This is a genomic window from Lutibacter sp. (assembly GCF_041596795.1).
Taxonomy (GTDB): Bacteria; Bacteroidota; Bacteroidia; order Flavobacteriales; family Flavobacteriaceae; genus Lutibacter.
Window position 1 is genome coordinate 1 of record NZ_JBFHHX010000082.1, and the last position, 15,608, is coordinate 15,608.

18 protein-coding genes and 1 pseudogene are annotated in these 15,608 nt (G+C 29.9%); 12 read left to right on the top strand and 7 right to left on the bottom strand.

The window, feature by feature from the left end; translation table 11 throughout:
- From ABY298_RS10330 to ABY298_RS10345, 4 genes and pseudogenes are all read left to right on the top strand, one after another.
- Positions 1-204 (top strand): annotated as a pseudogene (locus tag ABY298_RS10330) (tRNA uridine-5-carboxymethylaminomethyl(34) synthesis enzyme MnmG); the annotation flags it as partial.
- 121 nt (positions 205-325) lie between these two features.
- Positions 326-871 (top strand): GNAT family N-acetyltransferase, encoded by a 546-nt coding sequence (locus tag ABY298_RS10335; RefSeq protein WP_372745975.1) that lies wholly within the window; start codon positions 326-328, stop codon positions 869-871.
- A gap of 45 nt (positions 872-916) precedes the next feature.
- Positions 917-1,756 (top strand): class I SAM-dependent methyltransferase, encoded by an 840-nt coding sequence (locus tag ABY298_RS10340; RefSeq protein ID WP_372745992.1) that lies wholly within the window; start codon positions 917-919, stop codon positions 1,754-1,756.
- Positions 1,757-1,985: 229 nt separating this feature from the next.
- A complete protein-coding gene (locus tag ABY298_RS10345; RefSeq protein ID WP_372745976.1) occupies positions 1,986-2,492 on the top strand; it encodes an OmpH family outer membrane protein in 507 nt (168 codons plus the stop codon).
- Positions 2,493-2,639: 147 nt separating this feature from the next.
- Here the strand turns inward: ABY298_RS10345 and ABY298_RS10350 are convergent, their stop codons facing one another.
- From ABY298_RS10350 to ABY298_RS10360, 3 genes are read right to left on the bottom strand one after another with little or no spacing between them, the layout of a single operon-like run.
- Positions 2,640-3,161, bottom strand: a complete 522-nt coding sequence (locus ABY298_RS10350; protein ID WP_372745977.1) for a hypothetical protein — start codon at positions 3,159-3,161, stop codon at positions 2,640-2,642.
- Between the two features lie 10 nt (positions 3,162-3,171).
- Complete coding sequence (locus tag ABY298_RS10355; RefSeq protein WP_372745978.1) at positions 3,172-3,567, bottom strand: DoxX family protein; 396 nt, start codon at positions 3,565-3,567, stop codon at positions 3,172-3,174.
- An 8-nt stretch (positions 3,568-3,575) separates the two neighbouring features.
- Positions 3,576-4,718 carry an ATP-binding protein gene (locus ABY298_RS10360; protein ID WP_372745979.1) on the bottom strand — a complete coding sequence of 381 codons (1,143 nt, stop codon included), beginning with the start codon at positions 4,716-4,718 and terminating at the stop codon, positions 3,576-3,578.
- 136 nt (positions 4,719-4,854) lie between these two features.
- Here ABY298_RS10360 and pgk point away from each other — a divergent pair, with 136 nt between their 5' ends.
- The 8 genes from pgk to ABY298_RS10400 all read left to right on the top strand — a co-directional run bounded on the left by pgk (position 4,855) and on the right by ABY298_RS10400 (position 13,382).
- Positions 4,855-6,042, top strand: a complete 1,188-nt coding sequence (gene pgk / locus ABY298_RS10365; RefSeq protein WP_372745980.1) for a phosphoglycerate kinase — start codon at positions 4,855-4,857, stop codon at positions 6,040-6,042.
- Between the two features lie 273 nt (positions 6,043-6,315).
- Positions 6,316-7,353 (top strand): aldo/keto reductase, encoded by a 1,038-nt coding sequence (locus ABY298_RS10370; RefSeq protein WP_372745981.1) that lies wholly within the window; start codon positions 6,316-6,318, stop codon positions 7,351-7,353.
- A 375-nt stretch (positions 7,354-7,728) separates the two neighbouring features.
- Complete coding sequence (nrfH, locus tag ABY298_RS10375; protein WP_372745982.1) at positions 7,729-8,346, top strand: cytochrome c nitrite reductase small subunit; 618 nt, start codon at positions 7,729-7,731, stop codon at positions 8,344-8,346.
- Positions 8,339-9,829, top strand: a complete 1,491-nt coding sequence (gene nrfA / locus ABY298_RS10380; RefSeq protein WP_372745983.1) for an ammonia-forming cytochrome c nitrite reductase — start codon at positions 8,339-8,341, stop codon at positions 9,827-9,829. The genes nrfH and nrfA overlap by 8 nt, the downstream gene beginning before the upstream one ends.
- Positions 9,830-9,963: 134 nt before the next feature.
- Positions 9,964-10,809 carry a sialate O-acetylesterase gene (locus ABY298_RS10385; RefSeq protein ID WP_372745984.1) on the top strand — a complete coding sequence of 282 codons (846 nt, stop codon included), beginning with the start codon at positions 9,964-9,966 and terminating at the stop codon, positions 10,807-10,809.
- A 31-nt stretch (positions 10,810-10,840) separates the two neighbouring features.
- Positions 10,841-12,091 (top strand): cytochrome c biogenesis protein ResB, encoded by a 1,251-nt coding sequence (locus ABY298_RS10390; RefSeq protein WP_372745985.1) that lies wholly within the window; start codon positions 10,841-10,843, stop codon positions 12,089-12,091.
- Positions 12,091-12,894: a cytochrome c biogenesis protein CcsA gene (ccsA, locus tag ABY298_RS10395; protein ID WP_372745986.1), complete on the top strand. Its 804-nt coding sequence runs from the start codon at positions 12,091-12,093 to the stop codon at positions 12,892-12,894. The genes ABY298_RS10390 and ccsA overlap by 1 nt, the downstream gene beginning before the upstream one ends.
- 11 nt (positions 12,895-12,905) lie before the next feature.
- On the top strand, positions 12,906-13,382 hold the full coding sequence (locus tag ABY298_RS10400; protein ID WP_372745987.1) for a hypothetical protein: 477 nt from the start codon (positions 12,906-12,908) through the stop codon (positions 13,380-13,382).
- A 235-nt stretch (positions 13,383-13,617) separates the two neighbouring features.
- Here ABY298_RS10400 and ABY298_RS10405 read toward each other — a convergent pair whose 3' ends face one another.
- The 4 genes from ABY298_RS10405 to ABY298_RS10420 all read right to left on the bottom strand — a co-directional run.
- Entirely contained in the window at positions 13,618-14,157 is a 540-nt protein-coding gene (locus ABY298_RS10405; RefSeq protein WP_372745988.1) for a quercetin 2,3-dioxygenase, read from the bottom strand.
- A 367-nt stretch (positions 14,158-14,524) separates the two neighbouring features.
- Positions 14,525-14,719, bottom strand: a complete 195-nt coding sequence (locus tag ABY298_RS10410; protein ID WP_372745989.1) for a hypothetical protein — start codon at positions 14,717-14,719, stop codon at positions 14,525-14,527.
- 7 nt (positions 14,720-14,726) lie between these two features.
- Complete coding sequence (locus ABY298_RS10415; RefSeq protein ID WP_372745990.1) at positions 14,727-15,275, bottom strand: hypothetical protein; 549 nt, start codon at positions 15,273-15,275, stop codon at positions 14,727-14,729.
- Positions 15,276-15,286: 11 nt separating this feature from the next.
- A partial coding sequence (locus ABY298_RS10420; protein WP_372745991.1) for a hypothetical protein occupies positions 15,287-15,608 on the bottom strand: 322 nt, incomplete at its 5' end.

Sequence of the window (15,608 nt, forward strand, 5' to 3'; positions counted from 1 at the left end):
GAAAAGAATCAAGCGGATAAATTAAATCGTTTAGAGAATGTTATAATTCCTGATAATTTTGATTATAAAAAAGTGAAGTCATTATCAATAGAGGCGCGTCAAAAATTAATAAAAATTCAACCAAAAACTATTTCTCAGGCTGGTAGAATTAGTGGTGTTTCTCCAAGTGATATTTCTGTTTTATTGGTTTATATGGGAAGATAATTATTAAAGTGTTCCACGTGGAACGTGTATAATTTGTAATTTTTTTTGTGGAAAGCTTTTTTATGATAGTGTTTGTTGGTTTTATTTATTGTGGTTATTTGTAAATAAAAATTATGAATACATGAATTTTTTACCATTTCCAGAACTAGAATCTGATCGACTTGTTTTAAGAAGAATTGACATATCTGATAGTGATGTTATTTTATTTTTACGTTCGGATAAAACAGTTACAAAATATATTAAAAGGCCAGAAAATAGAAAAATTAAAAACGTGGCTGATGCTTTAAATTTTATCAATCAACTCAAAAAAAATCTAGAGATAAATAAATCAATTGCGTGGGGAATTGCTTTAAAAAAGAGTCCTGCAATTATTGGAACAATTTGTTTATGGAATTTTTCTATTGATAATAGTATTGCGGAAGTAGGATACGATTTAGATCCGAAATATCATGGAAATGGATTTATGGATGAAAGTTTAAAGGCTATTATTAATTTTGGTTTTAATAAATTAAAACTTTGTAAAATAGAAGCTTTTACACATTACGAAAATGAGAAGTCTATAAAGTTATTAATGCGGAATGGATTTCAATTTAAGCAGGGTAGAAGAGATGAAGAGAATTCTTTAAATAGTATTTATGAACTTGAAATGCCAAAAAATTATTTTTAATAAAAATTTATCAAATAATACTACATCATTTTGAATACAGAAAAAATGCCTTATGTAACCTGTGTAGATTATACGGTTTCAAATAAAAAGTTTGATTTAATGTATAATTCTAATTTCTTTATGTTAGAAACAACTCCAAAACCTCCAGTGGAAGAGTTGGGTTATTACTATGAAAGTTCCGATTATATTTCACATACAGATGCTAAGAAAACAATTATTGATAAAATATATCAAGTTGTAAAAAAGTACACATTAAATAAAAAGTTACAGTTAATAAATTCCTTTCAAACTGAATCAAAAAACATTTTGGATGTTGGTTGTGGTACGGGTGATTTTTTGGAAATATGTAATTCTAATAATTGGAATGTAGTAGGAGTGGAGCCAAATGAAAGTGCGAGAAAATTAGCAATAAAAAAATTGAATGCTTCCTCAAAAATTTATAAAGATATATTTGAATTAGAACATGAGCAATTTGATGTTATTACCCTTTGGCATGTTTTAGAGCATGTTCCTGACTTAAATGCATATATTTTACAACTTAAAAAGTTATTAAAACCAAAAGGTGTTTTAATAGTAGCGGTTCCAAATTATAAAAGTTACGATGCTTTGTATTATAAACAGTTTTGGGCTGCATTTGATGTTCCTCGTCATTTATGGCATTTTTCTCAAAAATCCATTCAATTACTTTTTTCAAAAGAGAAATTAGAAGTAGTAAAAACTTTACCAATGAAGTTTGACTCATTTTATGTGTCACTTTTAAGTGAAAAATACAAAACAGGGAAAAGTAATTTTTTAAAGGCTTTTTATATAGGTTTTATGTCAAATTTAAAAGCAATGCGTTCTAAGGAGTATTCTTCCTTAATTTACGCCTTAAAAAGAGGGTAAAAATCATTTTAAAGCGATTTAAGAGAGTTTTTAAGCTTAAACTATAAAATACCTATCAAAATATATTTAAACACGTATAAAAGCTTTTATTGAACTCATTTTCAATAAATATTTATTATAAAAATATTTTTAACTATAAATAAAAGTAATAGTTAAAATAATTTCAATAAATTTCGTTTTTGTTCATATATTCGCAGGAATTTTAATTAGCTTATAAAAATATAATAAAATGAAAAAATTACTAGTATTTGCTTTTGCAGTTGTTTTAGCATCTTGTAACCAGAGTAAAGTTGCGTATGTAGATGTAGAAGTTTTAATGAAAGATTATGAAGGTACAAAAGCTTTGGAATCTAGAATGAAAGAAAAGCAAGAAGTAAAGGCAAAAGAATTGGATAGCTTAACTGCACCTTTCCAGGCAAAAGTTCAAAATTATTACAAAGCTGCTCAATCTATGTCTCCACAAAAAAGAGCTGAAGCTGAAGGAGCGTTGCAACAAGAACAACAATTTTTACAAGCGCAACAGCAACAAGCTTCTCAAGAATTGCAAAAAGAAACTCAAGAGAGCTACGAAATAATTACAAAAGTTGTTGATAGTTTAGTTGGTAATTTTGCAAAATCTAATGGTTATAATATGATTTTTGGTACTTCAGGTAAAGGTACTGTAATGTATGGTGATGATAATTTAGATGTTACTAAACAAGTATTAGAAATGCTTAATAAAGAATATAATAAATAATTATAATCTTAATAAATTTTTAAAGCCCATTCAATAAAATTTTGAATGGGCTTTTTTTATGTTTTATTTAGTGTTAAAAAGTTATAATTCGTTCTCTTTTAGAACTGAGATTTTTTTCAAAATTTATGATAATGAAAATTAATTTTACTAAGATTTTGATCCTGTAAATTGTTGTTCTTTTATTTTAAATAGAATATTAAACGTTGTTAAACTTCCGTAAATTCTAGTGATATATTGTTGTAAATCAACCTTATCTTGGTCATCTAATTTGCTAGAATTTATTTTTTGTTCCATAACTCTAATTCTGTCACGTACCATTACAATTTTATGAAAAAATGTGTCAATAGGAATTTCTTTGCTTTGTAAGTTGGTATCTTCTGGTTCTAAAATTAATTTTCCACCTTTCCATTTATCCGCAATTGGAACAATTTCTGAAATGTCCGACCATTTTTTCAACATATTTTTTAGCATTGATTCTACTTCAGAAAAACTTATAGTATCTACCTCATCTTCAACAGCTTCTATAACTTCAAAAGTGCTATCTAAATTTATAGTTTCTAATCCGTTTTCAATAAAAGTTACCCAATAATGTTTAGCACTAACATTTGTAATAACACCCAATCCAAATTCATCATGTTTAATTCGTGAACCTATACCTAAAAGTTTCATAATCAAAATATTAAGTTAATAAATAAATTCCTATACAATTTAAAATAAAATACACTGTTATGTTCATTGCTCCAGGATAATCTTTTGCAATGCGCTGACCAATTAAAAATTGTAACAATGTTATTGCCGAGATTTCCAATCCTATTTTTGCTATTAGTTGTGAGTTTTCAAAAACTAAATTATACAAACCGAAAACTAACAGAACTAAAGATATAATTTCAAAAAATAAAATATTTATCAATAAAAATTGCATAAATTTTTCTAGAATAGTTGCTTTAAAGTGATTGCTATAATATGCAACAGTTCCTTTCCAATCTGCTAATTTTTCGGTAACAGAAAAAATGTAAGTAACAATAAAAAATAGCAGAATTAATATTTCAGCAGCATGTTGATTAAAAATAGACATAATTATTTTTATGATGCTTCTTTTACGTGTAAAAGTCGCGTTAATTTAATAGATAAATCTAATAAAATAATTTTAGCATTTCCATTTCTTTCTATATGATAAATGGCATCGTTTAATTCAGTATTTATATCTAAAATATTTCCGCTATGAATAAAAGGCGCAAAATTTTCTAGTTTAAATCCGGGTGTTTTAGGTTCCATAAACACCAATTCATCGGCGCTATAATTTAGTAATAAGGCTTGTCTAAAAAATTGCAAACAGTAATTTAAAAAACGTTTTTGCGTTTCTCTTCCGGTTTTTGCAATAGTATCGCTCCAATTTATTAAATCTTGAATTACGGATGCGTTTCCTTTTGCTTTAAATGCAGCTCTAATCCAGGTTATAAACCATTGTTCAAATTGTTCATCAGCATTATCATTGTGAAATAAATGCAATGCTTTGTTAAAATTTCCATCTGCTTGTAATGCAATTTGCGCTGCAATTGGCGGATCTGCATCTTCTCTATCTACCAATCCTTTAGCAATATCTGTTTCAGATAATAAAGGAAAATGTAATATTTGACAACGAGATTTAATAGTAGTAATTATTTGCTCATCATCTTCAGTTATTAAAAGAAAAACCGTTTTTTCTGGTGGTTCTTCTAATAATTTTAATAATTTGTTGGAGGCTGCTGAATTCATTTTTTCAGCCATCCAAATAATCATAACCTTGTGGCCTCCTTCGTAACTTTTTAATTTTAAAGATTTTACAATTTCTTCGGCTTCATCAACACCAATTATTCCCTGTTTGTTTTCAATGCCAATTTTCTGAAACCATTCAAATAAATTTCCATAAGGATTTGTTTTAATAAAATCTCTCCATTCTTCTAAAAATAAATTACTAACCGGATGTTTTTTAACAGATTCGTTTGCCGCAACGGGAAAAGCAAAATGCAAATCGGGATGCATTAATTTTTCACATTTTAATTCACTAGCCTCTTTATCTAAGCTATTATAACTTAAAATATATTGGGCATATGCAATTGCCATAGGTAAAACGCCTGAACCCTCTTTACCTACAAATAATTGAGCATGGGAAATTCTGCCATTATCCGTAGATTTTATTAAATGGCTTTTTAAATATTCTTGACCTAAAATTTCAGAAAACTTCATTAAAGCGAAAGTAAAACATTTTTTTAATTTTTAAATTAATTCAGTTTATAATATTTAGCCTGAAATCGCTTTCGTAAAAAACTAAATGCATTCCTATATTTTTCACTTATATTTGTAATATTAATCTAATAGAATTATGAAAACAATAAATGATATAAATTTTAAAGGTAAAAAGGCATTAATCCGTGTAGATTTTAATGTTCCTTTAGATGAGAATTTTAACGTAACAGACGCAACAAGAATTGAAGCAGCAAAAGCTACTATTATTAAAATTTTAGAAGATGGTGGAGCCGTAATTTTAATGTCGCATTTAGGTCGTCCAAAAGGTGTTGAAGATAAATATTCGTTAAAACATATTGTTGATAAAGTTACAGAAATTATTGGCGTACAAGTAAAATTTGCTTCAGACTGTGTTGGTGATATTGCCGAAAATGCTGCTGCAGATTTAAAAATGGGTGAAGTTCTATTATTAGAAAACTTACGTTTTTACAAAGAAGAAGAAGCTGGAGACGATGCTTTTGCTGGTAAATTAGCAAAATTAGGAGATGTATATGTAAATGATGCATTTGGTACAGCCCATAGAGCGCACGCATCTACAACAATTGTGGCTAAATTTTTCCCAGAAGCTAAATGTTTTGGAGCGTTATTAGCACAAGAAATCATCAGTCTTAAAAAAATATTAGAAGAAGGTGAGAAGCCTGTATTAGCAATTTTAGGAGGATCAAAAGTTTCTTCAAAAATTACAATTATCGAAAATATTTTAGATAAAGTAGATCACTTAATTATTGGTGGTGGTATGAGTTTTTCATTTGTAAAAGCTCTAGGTGGTAAAATTGGTGATTCTATTTGTGAAGATGATAAACAAGAATTAGCATTAGATATTTTAAAACAAGCAAAAGCAAAAGGAGTTCAGGTTCATATTCCTGTTGATGTGATTGCTGCAGATGCTTTTAGCAACGATGCAAATACGAAAGTTTGTGATATAAATAATATTCCAGACGGATGGCAAGGTTTAGATGCTGGTCCAAAATCTAGAGAATTATTTGATAAAATTGTAAACGAATCTAAAACTATTTTATGGAATGGTCCGTTAGGTGTTTTTGAAATGGAAACGTTTACTGGAGGAACAATTGCTTTAGGAAATTCTATTGCAAATGCTACAAAAAATGGAACTTTCTCACTAGTTGGAGGAGGAGATTCAGTTGCAGCGGTAAAACAATTTGGTTTTGAAGACAAAGTAAGTTACGTATCAACCGGTGGTGGAGCAATGTTAGAAAGCTTAGAAGGTAAAGTTTTACCAGGTATTGATGCTATTTTAAAATAATAAAAGTGTAAAAGTTTAATGGTTGAAGGGTTTAAAAGTTAATAACCTAATACATTTTTAAACTAAAAAAATAAGCCGCCTCAAAACCTGAGGCGGTTTTTTATCGTCTTGTTTTATTACTTTTACAAATTAGTAAAGGCTTCAAAACTTACTAAGTTTTTATATTCAATAAAATTGTTCAAACTATAATTTTATTACATTTCAAACTATAATTTAATAGCTATTTGCTAACTTTAAACCCTTCAACCTTTCAACCTTTCAACCATTTTTAAAATGATTTACTCAAACATACCAAATACCACTATAAAAGTTAGTAAAATTTGCTTAGGAACTATGACATTTGGTGAACAAAACACCGAAAAAGAAGGTCATGAACAACTAAATTACGCCGTAGAACAAGGTGTTAATTTTATTGATACTGCCGAAGCATATTCAGTTCCTGGCAGAAAAGAAACACAAGGAAGCACCGAAAGAATTATTGGTAGTTGGTTAAAAAATCAGCAAAGAGAAAAATTGGTAATTGCAACTAAAATAGCTGGTCCAAGTGACTATTTTAGTTATATAAGAGAAAATATGGAGTTTTCAAAACCTATTATTTTAGAGGCTGTAAATAATAGTTTAAAACGCTTACAAACCGATTATGTAGATGTTTATCAACTTCATTGGCCGGAAAGAAATACTAATTTTTTTGGAAAAAGAAATTATAAACACAACTCAAATGAAGCTTGGGAAGATAATTTTAAAGAAGTTATTGAATCTTTAGATGGATTGGTTAAAGAAGGTAAAATTCGTCATTACGGTGTTTCTAATGAAACTTCTTGGGGTTTAATGCGTCAGCTTTCAGAAAGTTCCATAAACAATTTAACGCGCTGTAAAACCATTCAAAATCCATATTCTTTATTAAACAGGTTGTTTGAAATTAATTTGGCCGAAGTTGCTATGCGTGAAAAGGTTGGTTTGCTTGCCTATTCACCTTTGGCATTTGGTACGCTTTCTGGTAAATATTTAAACGGTCAACTACCAGAAAATTCACGTATAAAATTATTTCCTCAATACAACCGTTATAGCAATCCACAAGCACAATTTTTAACGAAAAAATATTTAGAATTAGCTACAAAATTGGGAATTAGCTTAACACAGCTTTCTTTAGCATTTGTAAATCAAAGAGAATTTTTAACAGCTAATATTATTGGCGCTACAACACTACAACAGTTAAAAGAAAATATTAGTAGTATTCACGTGGAACTATCTGCTGAAACATTAGAAGAAATAGATACTATTCAAAGTTTACAACCAAATCCGGCACCTTAAAATTTAAATTGTTTGTTAGCCTGTCTTTTGCTTAGTAAAGTATGCTACAGACAGGCTTATTAACTTTGGGTTAAGCTTTAGTTACTCACTTTTTAAAAGTGCTTTTTTACAACTATAAAACTCCAACAAACTTTCAATCCTTAATTCTTTTTCAAGTTTTATAAATTGTACCATTTTTTTAAAAATTGAAAACAACCACTGTTTTCAAAATGAAACCTATTTAGCATAAAATAAGATAAAAGAGTATTTTTTTAGTTGTTTTGTAACAACTATGACTTTTGTCATAGTTTAAAGTTAAAAAAATACTAAAATTTGCAACTAGATTGGTTAATAGGATAAAGTTATCCTTAAATCTTTTTTAAATTTTTAAAGAATATGAAAAGACTATTAAGAATTTTAATTCCACCAAAAGAATGGCTTGTACCTGTTATTATTTTATTGGGAGCTATAACTGGTCTTACTTTATATGCAATGATAGAGTCAAAAGCGGTATCGTATTTATCAGACGATCCAAAAACGTGTGCAAATTGCCATGTTATGACACCGCAATATACAACTTGGCAAAATAGTTCTCATAGAGAGTGGGCTACTTGTAACGATTGCCACGTTCCGCAAGATAATTTTTTCAAAAAATATTTATTTAAAGCAAAAGATGGTTTGTATCATGCGTCAGTGTTTACCACAAGAGGTGAGCCCGAGGTAATTAGAATGAAAGAGGCTGGGGTAGAAGTTGTTCAAAGTAATTGTATTCGTTGTCACGAAGATCAAGTTACAGATGCTGCTTTAACAGCAACAGTTGAAGATCATAAAGAACTAAGAACTACACGTAAATGTTGGGAATGTCATCAAGAAGTTCCGCACGGAAGTGTACACAGTTTATCTTCGGTAAAATATTATGGAAAAATACCTGAAGAACATCAAGAAACCGTACCAGATTGGTTAGCTAAATATTTAAAAGAATCAGATAATAAAAAAGATAATAAAGATGAGTAATACAAGAAAACCGTGGAAAAACTGGGTGCTTTTTTTAGCATCGTTAGTAATTGTGTTTTTGTTAGGACTTTTAGTGTCGTCTATAACAACTCGAAAAATGGAGGCGAAGTTTGCATATACTCCGCTTAAAAAAATTAATAAATTAGAGCCAAGAAATGAAGTTTGGGGAGAAAATTTCCCTCGAGAATTTCAATCTTACTATCAAACTGCAGATACTACTTTTCGTTCTAAATATAATGGAAATGCCATGATTGATATGTTAGAAGAAGATCCACGTTTAGTGGTACTTTGGGCAGGATATGGTTTTTCTAAAGATTATAATCAAGGTCGTGGTCACGTTTATGCTGTAGATGATGTAAGAAATACATTACGTACAGGTGGACCAACAGGGCCAGATGATGGACCAATGCCATCTACTTGTTGGACCTGTAAATCTCCAGATGTACCTCGTTTAATTAATGAAATTGGTGTAGATGATTATTACAAAGGTAAATGGGCAAGTAAAGGTGAACAAATTGTAAACCCTATTGGTTGTGCAAACTGTCACGATGAAAAATCGATGAAATTAACTATTACTCAGCCAGCTTTAATTGAAGCATTCCAACGTCAAGGAAAAGATATTACAAAAGCAACTCATAATGAAATGCGTACGTTGGTTTGTGCACAATGTCACGTTGAGTATTATTTTAATAAAGATATACCTGGTAAAGAAGGAATTCCTTATTTAGTTTTCCCTTGGGATGATGGGCAAACAGTTGAAGATATGGAAAAATATTACGACAATATTGGGTTTAGCGATTGGACACACCAAATTAGTAGAGCACCAATGTTAAAAGCACAACATCCAGGTTACGAAACATACCAAATGGGTATTCATGCAAAACGTGGCGTTTCTTGTTCAGATTGTCATATGCCTTATAAAACTGAAGGTGGACAAAAATTTACAGATCACCACATTCAATCTCCTTTAAACAATGTAGCTAATTCTTGTCAAGTTTGCCATAGAGAAGATAAAGACGAATTAATTAAAAACGTTTTTGATAATCAAGATCGTATTATTGGAAACAGAGATCAATTAGAGCGTTTATTAGTACGTGCACACGTTGAAGCTGGTAAAGCTTGGGAATTAGGAGCAACAGAAGCTCAAATGAAAGATATTTTACACGGAATTCGTTTAGGACAATGGCGTTGGGATTATGTTGCAGCATCTCATGGTGGATCTTTTCACGCACCTGTAGAGCTTGGAAGAGTTCTTGGAAAAGGTATTGATATTACACAAGAAACCAGAATTAAATTAGCAAAATTATTAGTGCAATTAGGGTTTAAAGGCGAAGTTCCTTATCCTTCAATTGAAACAAAAGAAGCTGCTCAAAAATTCATCGGTTTAGATATGGAAAAACTAAAAGCTGAAAAAGCTACTTTCAAAAAAGAATTATTACCAAAATGGAAGGAAGCCGCTAAAGCAAGAGAAGCTAAATATTAGTTAACAAATTAGGTGTTTGGCAAAATTATCAGCACCCAAATAGTAAAATGCTTCTGATATTCTTTTCAGAAGCATTTTTATTAAAATTGATTTTTTTCTTTAAATTTTTTAAAAACAACTAATTATAAAATACTATGAAAAAATTTAATAAAATTACTGTACTATTGCTAGTAATAGGAATCAATTTAGGGACTTCAGTTATGTTTTCACAAAATTCTAATTTTCAAATTTATTTATGTTTTGGGCAATCAAACATGGAAGGTCAAGGCGATATTGAAGAACAAGACAAATCTGTTGATAGTCGTTTTTTAATGATGCAAAGCACCAATTGTCCTAATTTAGAGCGTACAACTGGAAATTGGTATGCAGCAACTCCACCTTTAAGTCAATGTTGGTCCGGACTTTCTCCTTCCGATTATTTTGGAAGAACAATGGTAGAAAAACTACCAGATAGTATTAAAGTGGGCGTTATTAATGTTGCAATAGGTGGTTGTGATATTCGATTATTTGATAAAGACATATATCAAGATTTTGATACTACGTATAATGAAAAGTGGTTTACTGATAAAATTGAAGCCTACGGCGGAAACCCTTACCAACGTTTAATAGAACTTGCTAAATTAGCACAAAAAGACGGCGTAATTAAAGGTATTTTGTTGCATCAAGGTGAAACCAATACAGGAAATAGTGATTGGCCTTTGTATGTACAAAAAGTGTATAACAATATACTTCAAGATTTATCTTTAAATGCCAATGAAGTACCTTTATTAGCTGGAGAAGTTGTTCACGAAAATCAAAATGGTAAATGTGCAAGTATGAATGCAATAATTGGAACCTTACCACAAGTAATACCAACTGCACACATTATTTCTTCAGATGGCTGTGGTGTAACCTCTGATGATGTTCATTTTAATTCCGAAGGTTATAGAGAACTCGGAAAACGTTATGCCCTTAAAATGCTTTCAATTTTAGGCTATTAAATTTTAACAAATTAAAGCATTTAACAAAAATATGAATAAAAATCAACCACAAATACAGCGCAATCTTTGGGAAAATCCGTGGGGTTATGTTGAATCTTTTTTTATAGGAATTGGACTTATAGTTACAGGGCTGTTTTTAGAAGTATTTTCTACTTCAAATAATGCTTTTACCTTATCATATCCTTACAATGTAGTTTTTTTAATAGGATATGTTTTACTGCTTTTTGTAGCATATAAATGGTTTACAAATTCGCAAATTGTTCGTTGGTTAACTAAAGTTCCAGCATCAATTTCATCTATTACATTAATTACTTTTTTGGTAATGATAATGGGAATCATCCCGCAAATTCCATCAGAAAATAATATTATTAATAATCTTGGATTAAATCGCATTACCAGCAATTGGGCGTTTTTATTAATTCTATTTCAGTTTTTAACCTGTTTAGGCTTAATTTCAATAAAAAGAATTTTACAATTTAAATGGGCTAATTTTGGTTTTATTTTAAATCACACAGGGTTATTTTTAGCCTTAACTGCAGGAATGTTAGGAACCGGTGATTTACAGCGTTTATCTATAAATGTTTACGAAAACAAACCTAGTTTTATTGCTACCGATGGCAATAGAAATGAAATTGAATTGCCTTTTGCCTTTTATTTAAAAGATTTTATAATTGATGAATACAATCCAAAATTAGCATTGGTTGATAATAAAACAGGAAATATTGCCCATAATGATGGAAAAAATCTATACCTAGTTGAAAAAGGAGAAACGTACTATTTCCATAATTTTGAAGTAAAAATTGATGAATTTTTGCCAAATGCCATTCGTTTTGGAATGCGATACGAAGCTGTAAACGAAATTGGTTCACCACCAGCGGCAAAAATTACGGTAAAAAATATTGAAAACGATTCTATACAAAATGCTTGGATAAGCAGTGGTAGTTTCCGTTACCCTTACGAATCGTTGAAAATTAGCGAAGATTACTCTGTAGTAATGACCATTCCTGAAGTAAAGAAATTTAGTTCAGATATTGATATTTTAACCCAAGAAGGAGAACGTATAAGCACCGTTTTAGAAGTTAACAAACCTTTTAAATACAAAGGCTGGAAAATTTACCAGCTTAGCTACGATGATAAAATGGGAAAATGGAGTAATTTAAGCGTTTTAGAGCTTGTAAAAGATCCTTGGTTACCGCTAATCTATATCGGAATTTTTATGATGATTGCAGGTGCTATATATATGTTTTGGATGGGAAATAAAATAACTAAAAATAAAGAATAATGACCTGGATAGACTTTCCTTTATATAGTTCAATAATAGTAGCCTTTTGGGTTATAGGTTTAGTGTTTTTAGTTGTTTCTTATAAAAAGCAATCAGCATTTAAATTTGCAACTTCGGCATTTTTAATAGGTTGGGCAGTAATGATTTTATTTGTTGTAAAATTATGGCTTGAGTTAGATCGTCCACCAATGCGAACCTTAGGAGAAACACGTTTGTGGTACGCAACATTTTTACCACTAATTGGTTTTGTAACTTATATTCGTTGGAAATATAAATGGTTTTTAGCCTACAGCTTTGTAATGGCAAGTATGTTTTTGGTAATTAATTATTTAAATCCAGAAACCTACTCAAAAACCCTAATGCCAGCCTTACAAAGTCCGTGGTTTATACCACACGTATTGGTTTATTTATTTTCGTACGCAGTTTTAGCGGCATCAAGTATTGTAGCCATAAAAGGATGGTACGATAATTATAAAGGAAATTTTAATATAGAAACCCTAAAACTAGCCGATAACCTAGTGTATATAGGTTTTGCATTTTTAACCTTAGGGTTACTTTTTGGTGCACTTTGGGCAAAAGAAGCTTGGGGACACTATTGGACTTGGGATCCAAAAGAAGTTTGGGCATTTTTAACTTGGATGGGTTATTTAATTTACATTCATTACCGCCATTTTCATGTAAATAATAGTAAACAAGCACTTACCATTTTAGCCTTGGCATTTGTGGTTTTATTGGTGTGTTGGTTTGGCGTAAACTATTTACCAGTAGCCAAAACAAGTGTGCATACGTATACGCAATATTAAATTTTTTTAGTATGGAATATTTTACCTTAGCTCGAGTTTTACATGTTTTAGCTGTTGTTTTATGGATTGGCGGTGTTGCTATGGTTACAACAGTAATTATTCCGGCAGTAAAACAAATGAAATCTAAAGAAGAGCAAATAGAAACCTTCGAAAAGATAGAAGGAAGATTTGCCCTACAAGCCAAAATAACAACACTTATAACCGGTATTTCTGGTTTTTATATGGTATATGCTTTAAATGCCTGGAATCGTTTTTTAGAGCCGCGTTATTGGTGGTTTCATACAATGGTACTAGTTTGGGTGCTTTTTACGGTTGTATTGTATATTTTAGAGCCATTTGTATTACATAAGCTATTTAAAAAGTACGCCACTAAAAATCCAGAAAAAACCTTCAATTTTATGCACAAAGCACATTGGGTATTGTTACTTTTAAGTTTAATAACCATTTTTGGAGCTGTGGCTGGTTGTCACGGCTGGTTTTTCTTTTAATTTTTTTTGGGCGTTCCCCTTTGGGTCAGGCTTTCACTACTCGCTTTTTTTGTTTTAAAAATCAACCAAAAAAGAGCTCAAACAAACCGCTCAATCCTTAACGCAAAACTCTATAGTAAAAAATCCTATCAGATTAAAAAAATCTAACAGGATTTTATATTTTAAATATTAGAGCACCTAGAGTTACCATATATTTTTTTGTAAATTGTTAACCATACTTGGGTTTCAAAAAAAACTATTTAATAAATTCAACTCCATACCTACCACAAATTTCACTAACAATTGCAAAATTTGGTGGGCCTGGTGGTAAATTTCCTAATTCTTCAAACATGTTTTCAATCCCTGAAGGGAAAACACTTAAAATAACTTTTGCTTTTTTATCTCCAATAATTTTCCACGAATGTGGAATTCCTCTTGGTCCAAAAGCTAAATCGCCTGCTTTTAATACGGTAGTTGTATCTCCCACTGTTAATTCCATTTCACCTTCTATAACTTTAAAAACTTCATCTTCGTTTGAATGAACGTGTGGTGGAATTCCTACACCGGGTTCATTTTCTTCTTCAATAAGAGTAAATAAGCCTCCAGTGTCTTTTCCAGTTAGTTTAAAGGTTTGTATATCACCTATAACATTTATTTTTTTCCCATCTCCGTTCCGTACAATTTTGGGCGATTTTGTATTTAATTTAATCATCTCTTTGCCAAATGTAATATTGGGAACTGCAAATAATCCTACACTCATTGCACTTGTAACTTTTAAAAAATCTTTTCTGTCCATAATGTTTTGTTTTATTAGTTATTAATTTGGAGTTATTTCATTTTTGTTTTAAAAGGGGTATTTTTCATTTTATAAAATGAATTAATACTACTAAAGCTTTGAGGATTTATAACGAGGTATTTTTTAAAAGAATAATGAATATTAGTCTTTTAATTTCTAATTTATTTAGAATAAAGATTTAAAGATAAACCGTTTAAAAATAACAAATAATTAGTAAAGAACCAAAAGGTAGTGTAATATAAGTGTTTGTATTACATAGGGTTATTGTAAATATCCTAAAAAATAAAATGGATTAAAATACAAATACTAGCGTTTAATTTTTTTATGGTTTTTTAAAGGAGGTATAAAAAAATCTAACAGATTATCATTATTTGTTAGGTTTGTTATGTTTTGTAATAAAACCATCACCTCCAGCATCATCAATTTGCAAAGTTGCAGTTCCAAACTCCCCTAAATAAGCTTTAGTTGCTATTATAGGTTGAACATAAATTGTATCATAAGGAACATCAGCATAGATATTAAATACACATAAAAAGGTTAATATTTGTATAATTTTTTTCATAATAATTTTATTTTGTAAATGTTAAATCAAATCGTCCATCAGTTATTGAAACACTTCCTCCAAAAAGTATTTCTTCTGCTTCAAAAGAGAAAGTTCCTGACATAATTTGATTTTCTGAATCAAATCTTGTAAAATATATTTGACCTGTGTAGTTTTTATTCGTTTCATATTGACCTTCAAGATCAGGCATATTAGTTGTAAATGTTGCCGAACCTCCAATAAAGTCCCCATCTGCATAATCACTATAATTCAGAATATAAGTATAGTTTTCTTGAATTTCTTTAATTTGTACTAAAACCAACTGTCCGTCTCTGGAAGCTATATTTGTCCCATCGTCCCAATTAATAACAAGGTTGTACTTTCCATCTACTTTTTGATAAAAGTTAACCATTAATCCACTATCTGTAAAAGCTTCTCCATTTACCAAACATCCAATAGTATTTTCCCCTGTTTGTGTAGCTTCTGGTAACTGGTCTATTGGATCTTTAGGTGTATCATCTTTATCACAACTTGTAAATAGTATTACCAATAAAATAAATTTTAAATATGTTTTCATAAAAAATAATTTTAATATACACTTCTATTAATCCATAATTTAGTCGGTGCAGTTTCTTCAATAATTATTTTACTATAGCTATAAAGTACTTGACCATTAGAAAGAGTTAATTTATAAACCCAGTCATAAACTCCTTCCTTAGTATACACTAAACTATAGTTATTACCAAATGTAATATGTACATAACCAGAACCATCATTAAAATCTATAGCTATGCTTTGTATCGTACTTGATTGGTTAGTATACCATAAACTTTGAGGTAATTCTACATTTACTGTTAACCCCTTATATTTTAAAATAGGTGAGCTTATAGCAAAAACCTGTGCTTCTTCA

Coding starts and splice junctions, on each gene's coding strand:
- ABY298_RS10335 (WP_372745975.1), top strand. CDS start 326: ATGAATTTTTTACCATTTCCAGAACTAGAATCTGATCGACTTGTTTTA.
- ABY298_RS10340 (WP_372745992.1), top strand. CDS start 917: ATGCCTTATGTAACCTGTGTAGATTATACGGTTTCAAATAAAAAGTTT.
- ABY298_RS10345 (WP_372745976.1), top strand. CDS start 1,986: ATGAAAAAATTACTAGTATTTGCTTTTGCAGTTGTTTTAGCATCTTGT.
- ABY298_RS10350 (WP_372745977.1), bottom strand. CDS start 3,161: ATGAAACTTTTAGGTATAGGTTCACGAATTAAACATGATGAATTTGGA.
- ABY298_RS10355 (WP_372745978.1), bottom strand. CDS start 3,567: ATGTCTATTTTTAATCAACATGCTGCTGAAATATTAATTCTGCTATTT.
- ABY298_RS10360 (WP_372745979.1), bottom strand. CDS start 4,718: ATGAAGTTTTCTGAAATTTTAGGTCAAGAATATTTAAAAAGCCATTTA.
- pgk (WP_372745980.1), top strand. CDS start 4,855: ATGAAAACAATAAATGATATAAATTTTAAAGGTAAAAAGGCATTAATC.
- ABY298_RS10370 (WP_372745981.1), top strand. CDS start 6,316: ATGATTTACTCAAACATACCAAATACCACTATAAAAGTTAGTAAAATT.
- nrfH (WP_372745982.1), top strand. CDS start 7,729: ATGAAAAGACTATTAAGAATTTTAATTCCACCAAAAGAATGGCTTGTA.
- nrfA (WP_372745983.1), top strand. CDS start 8,339: ATGAGTAATACAAGAAAACCGTGGAAAAACTGGGTGCTTTTTTTAGCA.
- ABY298_RS10385 (WP_372745984.1), top strand. CDS start 9,964: ATGAAAAAATTTAATAAAATTACTGTACTATTGCTAGTAATAGGAATC.
- ABY298_RS10390 (WP_372745985.1), top strand. CDS start 10,841: ATGAATAAAAATCAACCACAAATACAGCGCAATCTTTGGGAAAATCCG.
- ccsA (WP_372745986.1), top strand. CDS start 12,091: ATGACCTGGATAGACTTTCCTTTATATAGTTCAATAATAGTAGCCTTT.
- ABY298_RS10400 (WP_372745987.1), top strand. CDS start 12,906: ATGGAATATTTTACCTTAGCTCGAGTTTTACATGTTTTAGCTGTTGTT.
- ABY298_RS10405 (WP_372745988.1), bottom strand. CDS start 14,157: ATGGACAGAAAAGATTTTTTAAAAGTTACAAGTGCAATGAGTGTAGGA.
- ABY298_RS10410 (WP_372745989.1), bottom strand. CDS start 14,719: ATGAAAAAAATTATACAAATATTAACCTTTTTATGTGTATTTAATATC.
- ABY298_RS10415 (WP_372745990.1), bottom strand. CDS start 15,275: ATGAAAACATATTTAAAATTTATTTTATTGGTAATACTATTTACAAGT.